This is a genomic window from Thermogemmatispora argillosa (genome assembly GCF_059696725.1).
The window spans coordinates 2,168,359-2,187,715 of sequence record NZ_AP019377.1; the positions used below are offsets into that span (position 1 = coordinate 2,168,359).

The 19,357-nt window shown below is 60.7% G+C and carries 10 protein-coding genes; all 10 read right to left on the minus strand.

Translation table 11 applies throughout. The annotated features are described in order from the left end of the window. Window positions 1-57 precede the first annotated feature (57 nt). The 10 genes from tuf to AC6H1L_RS08580 all read right to left on the minus strand — a co-directional run bounded on the left by tuf (window position 58) and on the right by AC6H1L_RS08580 (window position 19,338). Window positions 58-1,272, minus strand: a complete 1,215-nt coding sequence (gene tuf / locus AC6H1L_RS08535; protein WP_497601074.1) for an elongation factor Tu — start codon at window positions 1,270-1,272, stop codon at window positions 58-60. 548 nt (window positions 1,273-1,820) lie between these two features. Then, window positions 1,821-3,896 (minus strand): elongation factor G, encoded by a 2,076-nt coding sequence (gene fusA, locus AC6H1L_RS08540; RefSeq protein ID WP_497601075.1) that lies wholly within the window; start codon window positions 3,894-3,896, stop codon window positions 1,821-1,823. A 9-nt stretch (window positions 3,897-3,905) separates the two neighbouring features. Continuing rightward, window positions 3,906-4,355 (minus strand): 30S ribosomal protein S7, encoded by a 450-nt coding sequence (gene rpsG, locus AC6H1L_RS08545; protein WP_497601528.1) that lies wholly within the window; start codon window positions 4,353-4,355, stop codon window positions 3,906-3,908. 1,933 nt (window positions 4,356-6,288) lie between these two features. Beyond that, complete coding sequence (gene rpsL, locus AC6H1L_RS08550) at window positions 6,289-6,747, minus strand: 30S ribosomal protein S12 (protein ID WP_297166256.1); 459 nt, start codon at window positions 6,745-6,747, stop codon at window positions 6,289-6,291. An 82-nt stretch (window positions 6,748-6,829) separates the two neighbouring features. Further along, window positions 6,830-11,176, minus strand: a complete 4,347-nt coding sequence (rpoC, locus tag AC6H1L_RS08555) for a DNA-directed RNA polymerase subunit beta' (protein WP_497601076.1) — start codon at window positions 11,174-11,176, stop codon at window positions 6,830-6,832. A 353-nt stretch (window positions 11,177-11,529) separates the two neighbouring features. Next, on the minus strand, window positions 11,530-15,027 hold the full coding sequence (rpoB, locus tag AC6H1L_RS08560) for a DNA-directed RNA polymerase subunit beta (RefSeq protein ID WP_497601077.1): 3,498 nt from the start codon (window positions 15,025-15,027) through the stop codon (window positions 11,530-11,532). Window positions 15,028-15,741: 714 nt separating this feature from the next. Continuing rightward, a complete protein-coding gene (locus AC6H1L_RS08565; protein WP_497601078.1) occupies window positions 15,742-16,593 on the minus strand; it encodes a hypothetical protein in 852 nt (283 codons plus the stop codon). A 552-nt stretch (window positions 16,594-17,145) separates the two neighbouring features. After that, window positions 17,146-18,081: a cysteine synthase A gene (gene cysK, locus AC6H1L_RS08570; protein WP_497601079.1), complete on the minus strand. Its 936-nt coding sequence runs from the start codon at window positions 18,079-18,081 to the stop codon at window positions 17,146-17,148. A gap of 22 nt (window positions 18,082-18,103) precedes the next feature. Beyond that, window positions 18,104-18,514: a response regulator transcription factor gene (locus AC6H1L_RS08575; protein ID WP_497601080.1), complete on the minus strand. Its 411-nt coding sequence runs from the start codon at window positions 18,512-18,514 to the stop codon at window positions 18,104-18,106. A gap of 383 nt (window positions 18,515-18,897) precedes the next feature. Beyond that, complete coding sequence (locus tag AC6H1L_RS08580) at window positions 18,898-19,338, minus strand: RrF2 family transcriptional regulator (protein WP_052890681.1); 441 nt, start codon at window positions 19,336-19,338, stop codon at window positions 18,898-18,900. Window positions 19,339-19,357 lie beyond the last annotated feature (19 nt).

A 19,357-nucleotide genomic window follows, 5' to 3' on the forward strand; every position in this document is an offset into this window, starting at 1 on the left:
GCCTCCTTTTTGGCTTGACCTTGGCCTTTGCTCAAGTGAGCCACCGGCGCCGCGGTGTTATTCAATCACCTCGGTGCAGACGCCGGCGCCGACGGTGCGCCCACCTTCGCGGATCGCAAAGCGCACCCCTTCCTCCATCGCCACCGGATAGATCAGCTCCACCGTCATGTTCACATGATCCCCCGGCATCACCATCTCCACCCCCTGCGGCAACCTCACCGTCCCCGTCACGTCCGTCGTCCGAATGTAAAACTGCGGCTTGTACCCAGACACAAACGGCGTGTGCCTCCCTCCCTCCTCCTTCGACAACACATACACCTGCGCCTTGAACACCTTATGCGGCTTGATCGACTTCGGCGCCGCCAACACCTGCCCTCGCTCTACCTCGTCTCGCTCCACTCCTCTCAGCAGGCAGCCCACATTGTCCCCCGCCAGCCCCTCATCCAGCGTCTTGTTGAACATCTCCACTCCCGTCACCACCACCGTCCTCACCTCATCGCTGAACCCCACAATATCCACCTGATCATTCACCTTAATCTTCCCTCGCTCAATCCTCCCTGTCACCACCGTCCCTCTCCCCTTAATCCCAAACACATCCTCGATCGGCATCAGGAACGGCTTATCGATCGGCCGCTGCGGCGTCGGAATGTACGTATCCACCGCATCCAGCAGCTCCCAGATACAGCGCGCATCCGGATCGTTGCGCGTCAGGTCCCCCTTGCTCTCCAGCGCCTTCAGCGCCGACCCCCGGATCACCGGCACCTCATCCCCCGGAAACTCGTACTTCGACAGCAGCTCCCTCACCTCCAGCTCCACCAGCTCCAGCAGCTCCTCATCCTCCAGCATATCCACCTTGTTCAAAAACACCACCATCGCCGGCACTTCCACCTGTCTCGCCAGCAAGATATGCTCTCTCGTCTGCGGCATCGGCCCATCCGGCGCGCTCACCACCAGGATCGCCCCGTCCATCTGCGCCGCCCCGGTGATCATGTTCTTGATGTAGTCCGCGTGGCCGGGACAGTCCACATGCGCATAGTGGCGCTTCTCCGTCTCGTATTCCACGTGCGAGATCGAGATCGTGATCCCGCGGGCCCGCTCCTCGGGCGCCTTATCGATCTGGTCGAAGGCCACGTACTTGTTCACGCTGCTGGGCAGCACCCGCGAGAGCACCCGCGTGATCGCCGCCGTCAGCGTCGTCTTCCCGTGGTCAATGTGCCCGATCGTTCCCACATTCACATGCGGCTTCGTCCGCTCAAACTTCTGCTTCGCCATTGTTCATCCTCACTTCTTAATGCTCACATGCTCAGTGCAATAGGACATGCGACAACGTGCCCAGGGGCTGCACCTTGCAACAGCATCGCTTCACGATTACCAGCCAAGATAGAGTAGCACGCACTTGGTTTGTTTGTGCGAGCAAGGGTGCGTGAAGTGCGGGCGCGTTCGGGAAGCGAGCGCCGCACGACGCGACCAGAGATAGAGTCGGTCCGCTCCAAAGTAAGGAGAAGAGACCGTACACCAAGAGCTAAGCCTGCCGCCGGGCGGGGTTGGTTGCCTGGACCGACGTCCCCGGCGCCCATCTGAGCGGCATATAGCTCAGGACAGTGCCCTGGGAGGCCGTCCCCTGGCATCGGCTCCAGGACTCGCGAGAGCCGGGCATTGCCAGCCGTTGGTACAGGAGGAGCGGCGCGGGCCTGGCCTTTCTGTCTCTCCTGCCCTCTATCACTTTGTTCGAAGGAAGGAGAGAGGCGCGCACCGGACTCCAGAGTCCGCCTATCCCACAGCGGGAAAGGAGGCGCTGCCAGCAGCAGCGTCTTTTCTTCCTAGCTGGCAGCCGCCTTACCAATAATCTCATCCGCGATATTGCGCGGCACCGGCTCGTAGTGATCAAACTGCATCGAATAGCTGGCCCGCCCACTGGTCAAGGAACGAAGATCATTGACGTAGCCGAACATTTCGGCCAGGGGGACATGAGCCCGCACCACATACACGGAGCCACGGCTCTCCATGCCCAAGATCACGCCACGGCGACGGTTCAGGTCGCCGATGATATCGCCATAGAACTCCTCGGATGTGGTTACCTCGACCAGCATCACCGGCTCCAACAAGATGGGACCAGCCTTGCGCGCCGCCTCTTTAATCGCTAGCGACCCGGCGGTCTTGAAGGCCATCTCACTCGAATCGACCTCGTGATAGGAGCCATCGAAGAGCGTGACCTTGACATCGATCATCGGGTAGCCAGCGATGATGCCGTTCTCCAGCGTCTCGCGGATACCGATCTCAACCGGCTTGATATACTCCTTCGGGATGACGCCGCCCACGATGGCGTTGATAAACTCGAAGCCCTTGCCAGGATTGGGTTCGACGCGAATCCAGACATCGCCGTACTGGCCGCGACCACCGGTCTGGCGGACGTAGCGGCCCTGGGCCGTCGCCTCGCGCGTAATGGTCTCGCGATAGGCCACCTGGGGGCGCCCGATGTTCGCCTCAACCTTGAACTCGCGGAAGAGGCGGTCGACGATCACCTCCAGATGCAGCTCACCCATTCCACGGATAATGGTCTGACCGCTTTCGGGATCAGTGCGCACCTGGAACGTGGGATCTTCCTCGGCCAACTTCCCGAGGGCGATGGCCATTTTATCTTGATCACCGCGCGTCTTCGGCTCTATAGCGATCTCGATCACCGGCTCAGGGAAGGAGATCGACTCCAGAATCACCGGGTGCTGAGGATCGCAGAGGGTGTCGCCGGTGAAGGTGTTGCGCAGGCCAACGGCGGCACAAATATCGCCGGCGCGAATCTCATCGATATCCTCGCGATGGTTGGCATGCATGCGCAGCAGGCGACCGATGCGCTCTGTTTTGCCCTTGGTCGTATTTTCGACCGAAGAGCCTTTGGTCAGAGTGCCGGAATAGACGCGCAGATAGGCCAGACGGCCCACGAAGGGATCGGAGACAATCTTGAAGGCCAGGGCGCTAAATGGAGCATCATCAGCCACCCTGAGCGTCACCTGTTCTCCGGTATTGGGATTGATGCCGACGGGAGGATGGATATCGAGCGGGGAGGGAAGATAAGCGACTACCGCATCCAGCAAAGCCTGAACGCCTTTATTACGCAAGGCGGAGCCACAAAGTACCGGCACCAGAGTGCCGGCAATCGTTGCTTTGCGGAGGGCAGCCCGGATCTCCTCCTTGGTAATCTCCTCGCCCTCAAGATACTTGAGGGTCAGCTCCTCATCGGTCTCGGCGACACGCTCGATGAGCGCATCACGGTGACGCTTGGCCTCTTCCTCCAGCTCGGCAGGGATGGGCGTCGGTTCAGGCCGCGTCCCCAACTCATCGAGGAAAATCACGGCATGCTGCTCGATGAGATCGATGAAGCCCTTAAAGTCGCTCTCTGCACCGATAGGTATCTGGATAGGAAGAGGGTTCGCCCCCAAACGGTCACGGATCATCTGGATGGTGCGCCAGAAATCAGCTCCGACGCGGTCCATCTTGTTGACAAAGCAGATCCGCGGGACATTGTACTTATTGGCCTGGCGCCAGACAGTCTCGGACTGGGGTTCGACGCCGGCGACGGCATCGAAGATAACAATCCCCCCATCGAGGACGCGCAGTGAGCGCTCGACCTCAGCCGTAAAGTCGACGTGACCGGGCGTATCGATGATATTGATGCGATGGTCAAGCCAGAAGCAGGTTGTAGCCGCAGCCGTGATGGTGATGCCGCGCTCCTGCTCCTGTACCATCCAGTCCATCGTCGCAGCCCCTTCGTGAACCTCACCCATGCGGTGAATCTTCTTGGTATAGAAGAGGATGCGCTCGGTCGTCGTCGTTTTTCCCGCGTCAATATGGGCGATGATACCGATGTTCCGCGTTCTTTCGAGTGAATATTCTCTAGACATGTTTGAGTATTACCAGCGATAATGGATGAAAGCCTTGTTGGACTCCGCCATCCTGTGGGTCTCCTCCCTCTTCTTGATGGTGGCACCCTGTCCGGCGGCAGCGTCCATAATCTCGTTAGCGAGCTTCTCCACCATGCTCTTGCCGGTACGCGCCCGAGCAGAGTGGATGAGCCAGCGCATAGCGAGGGAGAGGCCGCGCTCTTCGCGGACATTGACAGGCACCTGATAGGTCGAGCCGCCGACACGGCGAGGCTTGACTTCGACCGTCGGCGTAGCATTCTTAATTGCCTGTTCAAAGACCTCCAGCGCTGGGCGCTTTTGCCGCTGCTCGATTAAAGCGAAAGCCTGGTAGAGGATACGCTCGGCCAGGCTCTTTTTGCCGTCGACCATCAGCTTGCCGATGAAGCTCGCCACCTTGCGGCTCTGGTACTTAGGGTCTACGACTTCGAGCCGGCGCACCCCACGTCGATACTCATACTTCCGGCTAGTGTCCTTGTTCTGCTTGTCTGACTCTGACCGACGGACACGTTTGCGTCTTGGCAAGGTTCCTTTTCCTCCCTTTCGCTTCGCGGTCGACACATATGCTCGCCGCCGCTCCTCCTGTCAGCCCGGGCCGTGAGATGGGCCACAGACCACTCACGCGCGCAGACGAGCATTTACGCTACGCTACCTACGTATGTACCTATGATACCTGCCTTGTGCAAAGCACCAGAAAAGGCGTCGCTTCGATTGTAGCTGACACCTGGACCTGCTGACCCGACCTGGTCTGCTCTGCCTCTTCTACCCTCACCCGCTTTCCCACGGTCGGTCAGAGGGCAGCAAGGCGAACGCCGAGCTATTTCGAGCGCCTGCTGAGACTGGCCTTGCCTCTGCTTGTGGCACCTTGGCCTGCCAGCGACTTCGGCCAGTTGCGCTGCTGAGCCAGGCAGGCTACTGCTCGCGCCACCAGCCTGGCAGCTCTCTCGGACAGGACACCCATCCTTGCATGAGAGGAATGTACTTTTGCTTCTGCTGCTCGCCGATGAGAACGGAAGCTACAATCGGATACGGACGCCTACAGCATCAGCAACGATAGTAGCCGCACCGGATCGCGGATCAGCCGCTCTTGAGTTTACACCACCGCTTGACGGCCGGTGCAAGCCCAATAGCGGAGACTCCGTCTGCCTTGGCCGGTGCAGGCCCTTTTCTACTGCTTGCTTGTTCGGCAGGGCAGCGGATCTGCTGCCGCGAACATGCTTTTTTCTTTGCTCGCTGGCCGCGCTTACCTGCTTACTCCTCCCGCTTCTCGCATCCACCCAGGGCGATCCGGCCAGACGTCTCCGCCTTTCTCCTCTTCTCAGCTAGCCTAGCGTTCTTTGCCTTGACGGTGAGGTGCCATCTTGCTCCTCGCCCACCTGGCCTACGCTCATGGTTCTTGCCATACCTACCACCACCTGCCTCCACCACTCCCCAGATGAACGGGAGCCAGGTCAGGCCCACAGCGCGGCATGGAGGCAGCGACAGCTACTCCACTCCACGCGGCGAGAGCAGACCGCCCCGCCAGTCGTGGCACAACAAGCCTCTTCTTTCCCTGGTGCTCCCCTGGCGGGAAGCTCCCCACAGGGGCAGGCCGACGTTGCTAGCGAAGGCCAGCGCAGGTAGCTCATTACCTGCCTGGCGCTCGGCTCTAGCCAGCGGGCCTCTCCATACCGTTATTCTGCGCTGTGTATGTGCTTACCAGTATTTTTCTGCTGCTACTATTGCGTATGCTGCACCTGGCTGCTGGCACTCTGTTTGGCCCAGCCTCCATCTGCCGACCCGCCCGGGGCTGGTTATTACGAGATGAGCAAGCGGCGCTGGCAAGCCTCTCCTTCGTGTTCTCTCCCTGTTGCTAACGGTCTTACCTAGAACAACCCGTACCCCAGACGATACAGCGAGGATGACCTTGCCGGCTAGCTCTAGACGAGATACGAGGCCAGGGGTGGTAGCCAGCCAGCCAGTCGGCTTTTCTTTTCTCAGCGATCAGCTCTCTGGAGGCAGCCATGTGTCTTCCTGGCTGCCATTTTCCTTCTCTTGCTTACTTGCCCTGGCCCGCTCACCAACGCCGACGCTCTCTGGCGCAGGTGAGCGAAGGACAGACAAACAAACGAGCGTCTCTTTCCACGTGACACGCCAGAGCGAGCGCATGCCTTTTTTATTGCCTGCCTGGCAGAGGGACAGACGTGGAGGACACCCGACACACATCGAGCGAGAAGGGCGCCGATGCGTGCGTGATTCGAACGAGATGCACGACCTGTAAACCGACCTACCTGAACGCTCTCAGGCGGTATCGGGCAGGGAAGCGGGGAATGAGGCGGGTCGGATGGCTATGCTTCTGGCATGCTTCTGCTGCGCTTCAGCAGCCGCCCACGCGCTACTTCTTACCACCCCTGGCGGCTGGAGTGGCCGCCGCCTGCCCAGGCTTGGGCCGCTTGGCTCCATACTTCGAGCGACCGCGGCGTCGCTTGGCGACACCCTCGCTATCCAGCGTGCCGCGAATGATATGGTAGCGCACACTGGGCAGATCCTTGACGCGCCCACCGCGGATCAACACTACCGAGTGCTCCTGGAGGTTGTGGCCCTCACCAGGGATATAGGCCGTTACCTCCATCAAGTTACTCAAGCGCACGCGCGCAATTTTGCGCATGGCCGAGTTCGGTTTCTTGGGCGTCATCGTACGGATCTGCGTGCACACGCCGCGCTTCTGCGGCGCGCCCCGCATGCGCATAACACGGTTCTTCAGCGCGTTATAGGAAAACAACAGCGCTGGAGCCTTCGAGCGTCTGACCTTCTTGGAACGGCCCTTACGGACCAACTGATTGATCGTTGGCAACGAGCAATCCTCCCCTAACTGTCCTCTAAAGGGGCGCGCTGGTGCGCGCCCCTTCTCAATCTATGCGCGGTTGTATATGGTATCACTCATCACTCAGGCTGTCAAGAGCCACGCCAGGGGTACCGCTGCTGTGGCCGTTGCTTCCAGAGCTGCCACTCAGGCCTGCACCCACGCCGGCCACGCTGGGAGCACTCGCCAGGCGCTGCTGAACTTGCTGCTGGCGCGCCAACTGTTCGCGGCGCCGCTGCAGGAAGCCAGAGCCAGCCGGGATGAGCTTGCCGATGATGACGTTCTCCTTGAGGCCCACCAGATGGTCGGTCTGGCCCTGAATGGCCGCCTCGGTCAGTACACGCGTGGTCTCCTGGAACGAAGCTGCGGCCAGGAAGCTATCGGTGTTGAGCGAGGCCTTGGTGACACCCAGCAGCACGGTCTGGGCGCGGGCTGGCTCGCCGCCTTCGGCCAGGACACGCGCGTTGGTCTCGGCGAAGACGAAGCGGTCAACCAGGTCGTTAGGCAGCATGTCGGTATCGCCCGGCTCCTCGACGCGCACACGGCGCAGCATCTGCCGAATGATGATCTCGATGTGCTTGTCGTTGATACGCACACCGGTATTGCGGTAGATGCGCTGTACCTCCTTGACCAGGTACATCTGTACCGCTTCGCGCCCGAGGATGCGCAGGACGTCCTGCGGGTCGAGGTGGCCGCTGGTGATGGGCGTACCGGCCTTGATGTACTGCCCCTGGGTAACGGCCAGGCTGCGGGCCGCCGGCACTGGATAGGTGCGCTCGTCGCGCTCTTCGGAGCGGATCGTCAGAACACCCTCCTGGTTGAAAAGCACCTCGCCGCTGGTGCGCGCGCGCACCTCGCGCGGCTCGCTGCCGTTCTGTGGCGGCTCCAGCGCCAGCAACTGATCTTTCTGCACCTGGTCGTGCTCGTTGACGAGGATCTCCGAGCCAGGCGGCAGGCGGTACTCATCAAAGATGGTGTTGGTCGAGACAACACGCACGGTGCGCGTGCCGGTATTTTCGTCTTTGATGATCTCGACGACACCATCGATTTCGCTGATTTCCGCCTTATCTTTGGGGACGCGCGCCTCGAACAGCTCTTCGATGCGCGGTAGACCCTGGGTGATGTCGCCCTGAGCGCCCGCGATACCACCGGTGTGGAAGGTACGCATAGTCAGCTGGGTACCTGGCTCGCCGATGGATTGGGCGGCGATGATTCCGACGGCCTGCCCCAGGCGGACCAGGCTGTTTTCGGCCAGGTCGCGGCCATAGCACTTCCGGCAGACACCGCGGCGCGTCTGGCAGCCCAGCACGGAGCGGACCCGCACCTGCTTGACGCCCGCTGCTACGAGAGCATCGGCGATATCTTCCGTGATCTCATCGCCGACCTCGATGAGGTGCTCGAAGCCAGGGATCGGCTCCAGTAGGATGCGCCCGATGATGCGCTGGCGGATATCGGGCAGCATCATCTCTTTGCTGTCCTCATCGGTGATCAGGATGCCTTCTGTGGTCTGGCAGTCCTCTTCTGTGACGATGACATCCTGGGCGACGTCGATCAGGCGCCGTGTCAGATAACCCGACTCGGCCGTGCGCAGGGCGGTGTCAGCCAGACCTTTGCGCGCACCGTGGCTGCTGATAAAGTACTCCAGTACGCTCAGCCCTTCGCGGAAGTTGCCACGGATGGGCACGTCGATGATTTTACCGGACGGGCTGGCCATCAGGCCGCGCATGCCGGAGAGCTGTCGGATCTGCTGGAAACGGGCCTTGGTCGCGCCAGACTTGGCGATTGTGTATATGGCACCGTAGGGGTCCAGCGTCTGTTCGACCATCTTGGTGATGTTCTCGGTGACTTCGTTCCAGATGTCGATCGTCTGCTGGTACTTCTCGAAGTCGGTGATGAGACCCTCACGGTACTGCTCTTCTAGCGCGGCAATCTTGGCGTCGGCCTTGGCTAGCTCCTCGGCCTTGCCCTCGGGCACCTTGACATCGCTCATGGCGATGGTAGCGCCGGCCTTGGTGGCATAGGAGAAGCCGAGGCGCTTGATCTCGTCCGCCAGCTCGCAGGTTTTGACGCGCCCATACTCCTTGTAACATTCGGAGATCAGTGCGCGCAGGTCATCTTTTCTCATCGGGTAGTTCTTGAAGCGCATGCGCTCGGGCAGCGACTCATTGAAGATGATGCGCCCGACAGTGGTGGTAATGAGCTGGCGCTGCGCGTACATGGTCGGCCCCGCCGGTGGCGGCTCGTCGTAGATATGCACGCCGTCCATGCGCACTTTGATCAAGGCCTGCAGGTCGATGACGCCATGATGGTAGGCCAGCAGGGCTTCGGTAGGATCGGCAAAGACGCGCCCTTCGCCCTTCTTGCCCGGACGATCCTGCGTCAGGTAGAAGCAGCCAAGCACCATGTCACCGGTGGCACCGATTGACGGCTCGCCGGTGGCCGGTAGGAGCAGGTTGCGCGTGGACATCATGTACTGGCGCGCTTCGTCCTGGGCTTTCTCGGACAGCGGGACGTGAACGGCCATCTGGTCTCCGTCGAAGTCGGCGTTGAAGGCCGAGCAGACCAGCGGGTGAAGCTGGATGGCGCTGCCTTCGACAAGCACGGCTTCAAAGGCCTGCAAGCCCAGGCGGTGCAGCGTCGGCGCACGGTTGAGCAGGACGGGATGGTCCTTGATGACTTCCTCAAGGACGTCCCAGACTTCGGGCCGGACGCGCTCGACGAAGCGCTTGGCGCTCTTGATGTTGTGAGCGTCGCCGCGCTCAACCAGCTTGCGCATGACAAAGGGCTTGAATAGCTCCAGCGCCATGCGCTTGGGCAGGCCACACTGGTGCAGCTTTAGCTCAGGGCCAACGACGATGACCGAGCGGCCAGAGTAGTCAACGCGCTTACCAAGCAGGTTCTGGCGGAAGCGGCCCTGCTTTCCTTTGAGCATGTCGGAGAGGCTCTTAAGCTTGTGGTTGCCTGAGCCGGCTACCGCGCGCCCGCGGCGCCCGTTATCGATGAGGGCGTCGCATGCCTCTTGCAGCATGCGCTTTTCATTGCGAATGATGATCTCCGGCGCGCTCAGCTCCAGCAGCCTCTTCAGTCGGTTGTTACGGTTAATGACACGCCGATAAAGGTCATTGAGGTCAGAGGTTGCGAAGCGTCCGCCATCAAGCTGGACCATCGGGCGCAGCTCAGGCGGCAGGACCGGCAGAACCGTCAGGATCATCCACTCAGGGCGGTTGCCCGACTTGCGGAAGGCCTCCACGACCTTGAGGCGCTTGGTGGCCTTCTTGCGCCGCTGGCCCACCGTCGAGCTGATCTCCTGGCGCAGCTCCATCGCCAGCTTATCGAGATCGATATCGGCAATGAGTTCACGCACGGCCTCGGCGCCCATACCAGCGCGGAAGACGTTGCCGAAGGCCTCCTTCAGCTCGCGGTAGCGATTCTCCTGGAGCAGATCCATCTTTTTGAGGTTGACCAGGTCGCGGCGTAGCTGCTCCAGGCGATGACGGCGATCGGTACGCTGCGATTCAAGCTGCGACTGCAATAAATCGATCTGGCCCTGGTAGTCCAGGTTGAGGCGCTCGGCCTCGCGTTCGCTCTCGGCGCGCACGGCTTCTAGGGCGTGGCGAGCCTGCTCGGCGATGTCGTTGCGACAGGTCTCAGCCACCTGCTCTAGCAGCTCGATATGCTTGAGGGTGACGACTTCGCCGCGAGGGACGATGATTTGGCCGGTCGGCTCATAGACAATATCATCCTCCGCCGGCTTGCCACGCTGGGCGCGCAGCTCGGCCAGCGTCTCGCTCTCAGCCTGCCGGGCTCGCTCTAGATCGCGCTCGCGCTCCTCCTGGATCTGACGGATGCGAGCCGCCAGACGGGCGCGCTCATCCTGGATCTCGCTGTCGCGCTGTTCCTTGAGGCTGTCGACACGTTCGACAACCTCCTCCTCTGTCGTCTGCTGGAGGTTGGCCAGCTCGCGATCCAGCTCCATCAGGGCTTTCTGGCGCGCCTCTTCGTCGATATGGGTGACCACGTAGAGCGCAAAGTAGAGGATGCGCTCCAGGTTGCGCGGCGACAGATCGAGCAAGAGGCCGATGCGGCTGGGGATGCCCTTAAAGTACCAGATGTGGCTGACCGGCGAAGCCAGCTCGATATGGCCCATGCGCTCGCGGCGCACCTTTGAGCGCGCGACCTCGACGCCACACTTATCGCAGACGATGCCCTTGAAACGGACGCGCTTATATTTTCCACAATAGCACTCCCAGTCCTTCGTAGGGCCGAAGATTCGTTCGCAGAAGAGGCCGTCTTTCTCTGGTCTGAGAGTGCGGTAGTTGATGGTCTCCGGTTTCGTGACCTCGCCGTAGCTCCAACTGCGAATCTGCTCGGGACTGGCGAGACTAATGCGAATTGCGTTGAAATCGTTGACTTCGAGCATGCTGCCTCCTGGTGGGAAAGGGAAAGGCCCCGGCCACCTCCACTATGCTCACTTCTTCGTTCCTTCCTCAATGAGTGTGCTTTTTTTCTGCGCTGTCGCGTTTGCCGTTTCGTTGCCAGGGTCGTGCGGCGCGCCGATTCCTCCGGCCAGTGCCTTCGTTTGGGACCTGGCGCCTGCTCTGCCTTGCGGTGGACGCTGAGGAAAGGGCGCTAGTTGCCAGGCCGAGGGCGCTGGCTTAGGCCTGGAAGGCACGGGCCAGAGGACCAGGGCCACCATTCTGCTCGGTCGGTAGCGGAGCGCTGCAAGCGACCGCCGGGACGGAGAGATGGCGCGGGGCGCTCTCACCGGTTCCCTTACTGATCTCCCTCGAAACCGGACAGATTGATACCTAGCTCGGGCATGACGTCGTTCGAGCTATCCTCAACGAACTGGATCTTCTGATCATCTTCGTTGAGGACCTCTACGTTGATCCCCAGGCTCTGCAATTCTTTGACCAGGACCTTGAAGGACTCGGGCACACCCGGCTCGATAATGTTCTCGCCTTTGACAATGGCCTCGTAGGTCTTGACACGGCCTACTACGTCATCCGATTTGACGGTGAGAATCTCCTGCAGGATGTAGGCCGCGCCGTAGGCTTCGAGCGCCCAGACCTCCATTTCGCCAAAGCGCTGGCCTCCGAACTGCGCCTTACCACCGAGCGGCTGCTGCGTGATCAGGCTGTAGGGGCCGGTCGAGCGCGCATGGACCTTGTCTTCGACGAGGTGGGCCAGCTTGAGCATGTAGGTGTAACCCACCGTGATCGGCTGATCGAACGGCTCGCCGGTGCGCCCATCGAAGAGCTGAATCTTGCCGCTCTCCGGCAGGTTGGCCCGGCGCAGTAGCTCGGTCACGTCGGCCTCAGTGGCACCATCGAAGACCGGTGTTGCGATCTTGATGCCCAGCGCCGTGGCGGCCCAGCCTAGATGCGTCTCTAGGATCTGCCCGAGGTTCATGCGGTGCGGCACACCCAGCGGGTTGAGAATGATATCGACGGGCGTGCCGTCCGGCAGGAACGGCATATCCTCGATGGGGAGAACGCGCGAGATGACGCCCTTGTTACCGTGGCGCCCGGCCATCTTGTCGCCAGCGCCGATCTTGCGCTTCTGGGCAATGCTGACGCGCACCAACTGATTGACTCCCGGCGGCAGCTCATCGCCGTTCTCGCGCGAGAAGACCTTGACCTCGACCACCTTGCCGCGCTCGCCATGCGGGACACGCAGCGAGGTATCTTTGACCTCGCGCGCTTTCTCACCGAAGATGGCGCGCAGCAGCTTCTCCTCCGCGGTCAGCTCGGTCTCGCCCTTGGGCGTGATTTTACCTACCAGGATATCTTGCGGCCCGACCTCGGCGCCGACATAGATGATGCCGCGCTCGTCGAGGTTACGCAGGCCCTCTTCACCCACGTTCGGAATATCGCGCGTGATCTCCTCGGGGCCGAGCTTGGTATCGCGCGCATCTACCTCATACTTCTCGATATGGATCGAGGTGAAGAGGTCCTCGCGGACAATACGCTCACTGATCAGAATGGCGTCCTCGAAGTTGCCGCCCTCCCAGCTCATGAAGGCCACCAGAATATTCTGTCCAAGGGCCAGCTCGCCATCCTGGGTCGAGGAGCTGTCAGCGATCACCTGCCCGGCGCGCACGCGATCGCGCTTGCGCACGATGGGCCGCTGGTTAATGCAGGTACCGGCGTTGGAGCGCATGAACTTGCGCAGGCGATAGGTATGGATCTCGCCCTTGTCGTCCATGATTTCGATGACGCGCGCCGTCGACTTGACGACCTCGCCATCGACTTCGCTGACGACTACCTGACCGGAGTCAATCGCCACCTGCCGCTCGATACCAGTGCCGCAGACCGGCGCCTGCGGGCGCAGCAGGGGCACCGCCTGACGCTGCATATTAGCGCCCATAAGCGCGCGGTTAACGTCGTCGTGCTCCAGGAAGGGGATGAGCGCGGTCGCTACGCTCACCGCCTGACGGGGCGAGACATCCATGAAGTCCATGTTGTCTGTGCTGTCCATGATGAACTCGCCCTGATAGCGGGCTAGCGTGCGCTCTTCGGCGAACTCGCCGTTCTCCAACAGCGGGGCGTTCACCTGGGCGATCTTGTAGTTCTCTTCGTCGTCGGCGGTCAGATATTGCACCTCATCGGTGACAAAGGCCCGGACATGTACCCAGGCGTCGCCGAGCACCTTCGACAGCTTCTGGAAGAGTTCTTCATCAACGCGCACGCGCTCGTGGGCCTTCACCAGAACCTGGCCGTTTTCGTCGACGACATCTTCGCGCTCGCGCCCGACCACGCCGCGGAACTCCCGCCCGATGAGACGGGGGTCATTGGCCCGCAGACGGCGGTAGACCTTGCGATAGGGCGTCTCGATGAAGCCATAAGGGTTGACCTGGCCATAGGTGGCCAGATAGCCGATCAGACCGATGTTAGGGCCTTCCGGCGTCTCGATGGGGCAGATACGCCCGTAGTGCGAGCGATGGACGTCGCGCACGTCCAGCCCGGCACGCTCGCGCGAGAGGCCACCAGGACCCAGGGCCGACAGGCGGCGCTTGTGGCCGATCTCCGCCAGGGCGTTGGTCTGCTCCATGAACTGCGAGAGCTGGCTGCCACTGAAGAATTCGCGCATGGCCGCCACAACCGGGCGAATGTTGATCAGGGCGTTAGGCGTCGCCTGGCCCGGCTCCTGGATGCTCATGCGCTCCTTAACGACGCGCTCCATGCGCAGCAAGCCGACACGGAACTGCGACTGAATCAGCTCGCCGACGCAGCGCACGCGGCGATTGCCCAGATGGTCAATGTCATCCTTGCGCCCGTGTCCGTTGTTAAGGCGGATCAGGCGACGGATAATATGGACCAGATCATCCAGGGTCAGGACGCGGATATGCTGCGGCACCGCCAGCTCTAGCTTGCGGTTGAGCTTGTAGCGGCCTACATTGCCCAGGTCATAGCGCCGCGGATTGAAGAAAAGGTTACGTACCAGCGAGCGCGCGTTATCGAGGGTGGCGGGATCACCAGGACGTAGCTTCTTGTAGAGTTCGAGCAGGGCTTCCTCTTCACGCTTGACCGGGTCACGATCCAGCGTGGTCTGTATGTAGCGCACGTTGGGATCGTTGTCAGCCTCGCTGAAGGCATTAATCATGCCCTGATCCGTCGTCAGATCGACGTCCTCGGTGTGCCACTGCTCACGGGCAATGCTGGCGACAGCGCGCAGCAGAGTAGTGACAGGCAGCTTGCGCTTGCGATCAATCTTAACGGAGAGGAGATTTTTATTGCTCGTTTCAAACTCCAGCCAGGCGCCGCGGTTCGGGATGAGCTTGGCCGCGAAGAGCTTGCGCCCAGTGCTGGCATCCTCTTCGGCGGTAAAGTAGACCCCCGGCGAGCGCACAAGCTGGCTGACGACGACGCGCTCGACGCCATTGATAATAAAGGTGCCCTGCTTGGTCATCAGGGGAAAGTCCCCCATAAAGATGTCTTTTTCGATGACCTCGCCTGTCTCTTTGTTGATCAGGCGAGCCTTGACCGTGAGCGGGGCGGCATAGGTGGCGTCGCGGTCGCGACACTCATCCTCGCTATACTTGGGCTTGCCGAACGGCTCAGGCGGGACAATAAACTCCAGACTGAGATTTTTTCCAGTAAAATCTTCAATAGGAGAGATCTCTTCAAAAACCTCGCGCAGGCCCTCTCGCTTGAACCACTCAAAGGAATCAAGCTGGATCTGGATCAGGCCCGGCATTGGCCGTATATCCGGAATACGCGCGAAAGAGACACGCTCCGGGAGCGCAACGGCCTTGCTGCTCACTGTCATGTGTGATATTCTCCTCTCACTAGAGCTTCACGGAGGAAAACCTTTCCTTGCGCGACAGACGGCCTCGCTGCACGCAACCCAGATCCTGCCTCACCCATGCAGGCAGAAAGACCAAGCTCAAACAAACCAGGCCAGGCTGTTGCGGTCGTCGGTCTCTCAAGCTACAATGGGAAAGGCAGTCACCAGGAAGGGCCTATCTGCCCGCCAGGTCACATCTGCGTCTGCTGTCGTGAAGGGAAAGTTGTCCCGAGAGGCGCCTCGGCGCACCTCTCCGGAGGATCGTGAAAACGATGATTGCTGCTGTTGCTTATTGCTGCTGATAATTTCTGTGTCGGGAGCATTGTGTGACAAGAAAAGTAACCGCTTCGTGCTCCCACAAGCGGTTACTTGGAATTGCCTTGTCGCCTTCGTCTTCGTTCAGTTGGTCGTCGCTGAATCACCCACATGCACGGCCCTACACACTGACTCAGAGAAAAAAACATGCTGTGTGCCGACCCGTTTCCAGGGTTGCACCCAGTCACTCCCTGTCAATTGGCAATTTGAAAGTATATCCCCTCCTCGGGGCTTTGTCAAGTCCCCCAAAGGGGGAATTTTTCAACCAGCCCATTTTTCTCCTCCTCTCGCTCAAGCTGACCGTTCGCCTCTCCCCAGGCCAGACCGGGCCAGGCCAGCCAGGTCCGCTGAAGCCGGCGGCCCTGAGCCGAGCGGGGCCGCTCAGGCGGAAAGGGCCAGTTGTTGCTGTTGCACCTCCGCCAGGGCCGCTTCGATCTCGTCGCCCAGGGCAGGATTCCAGGGCCGATCGGCATCGATCCAGCGCTTGCGCAGTAATGCCAGCAGACGTTGTTGATCGGCGCTTGATAGTAGCCGCAGCTCTAGCAGGGACTCCGGTTCTCCGGGAGAGAGGATAGAGAGCATAAAGTCATGAATCCAGAGCGATGTATGGCTATCGAGCCGGTAGGTGCGTGGAGCCCCCATTTGGCGGGCCAGTGAGAAGCAGCTCACCAGAATGCAAGCCAGCAGTGCCAGCATTCCTACGCTCAGCGCCAGCCCGGGCAGACTGAGCAGCACCAACAGGCCGGTGCCCAGGGCTGAGAGCACGGGATCTGTCCAGCTTTGCGCCCAGCCGAGCAGGATCAGCGGGATCAGGCCACAGAGAACTACCAGAAAGCAGAGTAAGGTGGTGCCAATCATCCAGAAGATGCTGCCCAGATTCTTATGCGACAGATCGCGCACGGTCAGGCTTTGTTCGTCGATGAGCAGCATGGCCCGGCGGTAGCCCATGCGCAGGGCATAGAGATAACGCAGGCTCATGAGGCCGCCAGCCAGCGCGCTCAGCGTAAGATAGAGCAGCAGCGCCAGGAGTACATCTTGCCATTTCAGGTACGGGGTGAAGGCATGACTGTAGCTTCCCCACAGCCAGCGCCCTGCCCCAACGAGCAGCGTCGCCGCCAGCAGGAAGGCTATTGCCGTTAGCAGAGCTAACAGGCTGTTGCGCACATAGGCAGAGCGCTTCAGTTGAAAGCGCTGGACTTCCGTCCCGCTTTGGTATTGACCGGTTGTCGACATCGCGCGTGCGATCCCCCCCATGTGCAGCCAGACATTTCGGCTGACCAGCGCCGCCAGGTCTCTCCAGCCATGTACCCGCCGCGCCTACTTGTGCCGCAACTGGGGCCAGGCGCGAGTAGAGTCCCGTTCTGTTGGCGCTCTCTGGCAGAGATGAGGCAGGCTGAGCTGGGCAGAGGCGACCTGATACTTTCTGGCAATCTGCCTGGACGCTGATCGTAGCCACTATGTTTTAAGACGAATCAGATGGGACTTCGGTCTCATGAGCAGGCTGTCGCTAGAGTTAATCAGGAGCGATCTTGGTGCTGCCACTTTGCTGAGCGTGCTTCACTCTGTATCGCGCAGAAGCAGGAATGAAAGAGCAGGCGACTCTGCTTTCCGGCAGCCTGGTTGCCTGGCGTCAGCGCTAGACAGGCTGTTTACCAGGGCACTCGCCTGGATGGAAGGCGAGCAGCGAGAGGACGGCCCGAACAAGGAAGAAGGGTGCGGGGAAAAGAGCAGTCGGGAGGGAAACAGCCAGGCAGATAGATAGCTGGCAGCGAGCGCCGAGGCTAGCTAGACACGCAGGTCGTCGAACAGGATCGTGTGGAGATAGCGCTCAGCGGCGCTGGGAAAGATAGTCACAATGACTTTCCCTTCGTTCTCTTCCTTGCGGGCCTCCTGGAGCGCGGCCCAGGCCACAGCTCCGCTGCTGATACCGACAGAGAGGCCCTCTTGTTCCATAATGGCGCGCGCAGTGGTCACAGCATCGTGATCGCTGACGGGGATGACACGATCGATCAGATCGACGCGCAGGGTATCGGGGACAAAACCAGCGCCGAGGCCCTCGATGCGATGGGGTCCGGGACGGCCACCAGAGAGAACAGCGCAGGCTGCTGGCTCGACCGCCACGACTTCGACTGTTGGCTTGCGTGCGCGCAGTCCCTCGGCCACACCGGTCAGGGTGCCGCCCGTGCCAACCCCGATGACGACCATATCAACCGCACCGCCGGTATCTTCCCAGATCTCAACGGCAGTGCCCTCGCGGTGAGCGCGAGGATTGGCTTGATTATAAAACTGCTGGGGATACCAGGCGTTTGAGAGAGAGGTCCGCAGCTCGATCACTTTATTGATGGCGCCGCGCATCCCCTGGTTGCCGGGAGTGAGAATTACTTGAGCGCCCAGGCGACGCAGGAGGAGACGGCGCTCCAGACTGATGGTGTCGGGCATAGTGAGGATGCAGCGATAGCCCCGCGCGGCAGCGATCCAGGCCAGGGAGATGCCCATATTGCCGCTGGTCGGTTCGGTGATGATGCCGCCAGGACGCAGCAGGCCCTGCGTCTCGGCCTCGCAGATCATCTTGAGAGCTGGACGATCCTTGAGACTGCCACCAGGACTGAACATTTCCAGTTTGGCCAGTACGGTGGCGCCGCAGGACGCGGCAAAGCGCTTCAGCTCAACCAGCGGCGTGCGACCGACCAGCTCCGTTGCATCCTTGGCCCAGCGCGCCATGTTCACCTACCTGCTTGCCTGTCTAACCTTGGGCTGGCTCCTGCTGTTCCGGCTCCTCCGCGAGCAGGGCGCGCATGAGAAAGAGGAGTTCTTGCACGCTGAAGGGTTTGCGTAGCATCAAACCCGTATGCAAGCCCATGCGATGTAGCTCCCACTCGTAGCTACCGGTGATGACGATGATCGGTATATGTCTGGTTTGGCTATGGCCGCGCAAGATCCTGTAGAGGGAGACGCCGTCGAGGTTGGGCAATCCGACATCGAGGAGGATCAGATCGGCCCCGATGTGAGGTAAACGCTCACGGGCCTCCTGTCCGTCGGGGAAGACGTGCAGTTGCCAGGAATTGACGGCCTCGATGACCACCTGCACCATCTCGATGAGGCGCGGATCATCCTCTACCAGAGCGATTACTTTCGTCTCTTTCGCTTTGCGCACAGGAACAGCCACGTCTTACTACCCTTCCCCTTCAGGCCGGCGGCGGTTGCCAGCTAGCCTGCTGCTTCACCCAGTTATCTGCTGCGAGCTTTTCGCATCTTCTCGTTGAAAGCGCCCTCCTGCGGATCAAGCAACCTTCTCGAGCAGCCAGGGCCTTGCGGGAGGGAGGCCCATTATCTCAGCTTAGGTGAGCTTGCCCACGCCAGGCACTATGGTCCCCCCTGCGCGAACCCGCCACTATGCTCGCCCCGCCAGTCAGTCCAGTTGCTTCCTCCCCAGACCGATGCGCCGCCGCACTGGCGACCCGACCGATCGATCGGCTTGCTCCCATTGCAGCCAGTAAGTAAGCAAGCTGGGGTCTCTCGATCCGGCAAGACTCGATCTCAGATATAATACATGGTCTCTGCGGCGGCACCAGTGCGGTGACGCTGCGCCAGCTCCTCGATGGTGGTCGAGAGCAGAATCTGCCAGGTCATCTCATCAATCTTCTGCCAGACTTCGCGCAAAGCACAGCCTGGCGACAGCTCGCAGACACCAGGAGAAGGCAAACACTTCATTGGTGGTACGTAGCCCTCCAGGGCCCGTACAACCTCGGCCATGGTGATTTGAGAGGGCGGCCTTGCCAGCATATGCCCGCCTTTGGGACCGCGCACACTCTTGACCAGTCCCTCCTTGCGCAGCGCCATCAGGATCTGATCAAGATAATGCTCAGGAATATACTGCCGACTGGCAATATCCGCACTTTCAACCGGTCCCTGTCCATAGTAGGCCGCCATGTCAAGCATGGCCCGTAGTCCGTAGTCGCCTTTCATTGTGAGCTTCATATGCCTATTCCTTTCGGTA

Excerpts from the sequence above, each read along its gene's own strand:
- tuf (WP_497601074.1), bottom strand. The coding sequence starts at position 1,272 with ATGGCGAAGCAGAAGTTTGAGCGGACGAAGCCGCATGTGAATGTGGGA.
- fusA (WP_497601075.1), bottom strand. The coding sequence starts at position 3,896 with ATGTCTAGAGAATATTCACTCGAAAGAACGCGGAACATCGGTATCATC.
- rpoC (WP_497601076.1), bottom strand. The coding sequence starts at position 11,176 with ATGCTCGAAGTCAACGATTTCAACGCAATTCGCATTAGTCTCGCCAGT.
- rpoB (WP_497601077.1), bottom strand. The coding sequence starts at position 15,027 with ATGACAGTGAGCAGCAAGGCCGTTGCGCTCCCGGAGCGTGTCTCTTTC.
- AC6H1L_RS08565 (WP_497601078.1), bottom strand. The coding sequence starts at position 16,593 with ATGTCGACAACCGGTCAATACCAAAGCGGGACGGAAGTCCAGCGCTTT.
- cysK (WP_497601079.1), bottom strand. The coding sequence starts at position 18,081 with ATGGCGCGCTGGGCCAAGGATGCAACGGAGCTGGTCGGTCGCACGCCG.
- AC6H1L_RS08580 (WP_052890681.1), bottom strand. The coding sequence starts at position 19,338 with ATGAAGCTCACAATGAAAGGCGACTACGGACTACGGGCCATGCTTGAC.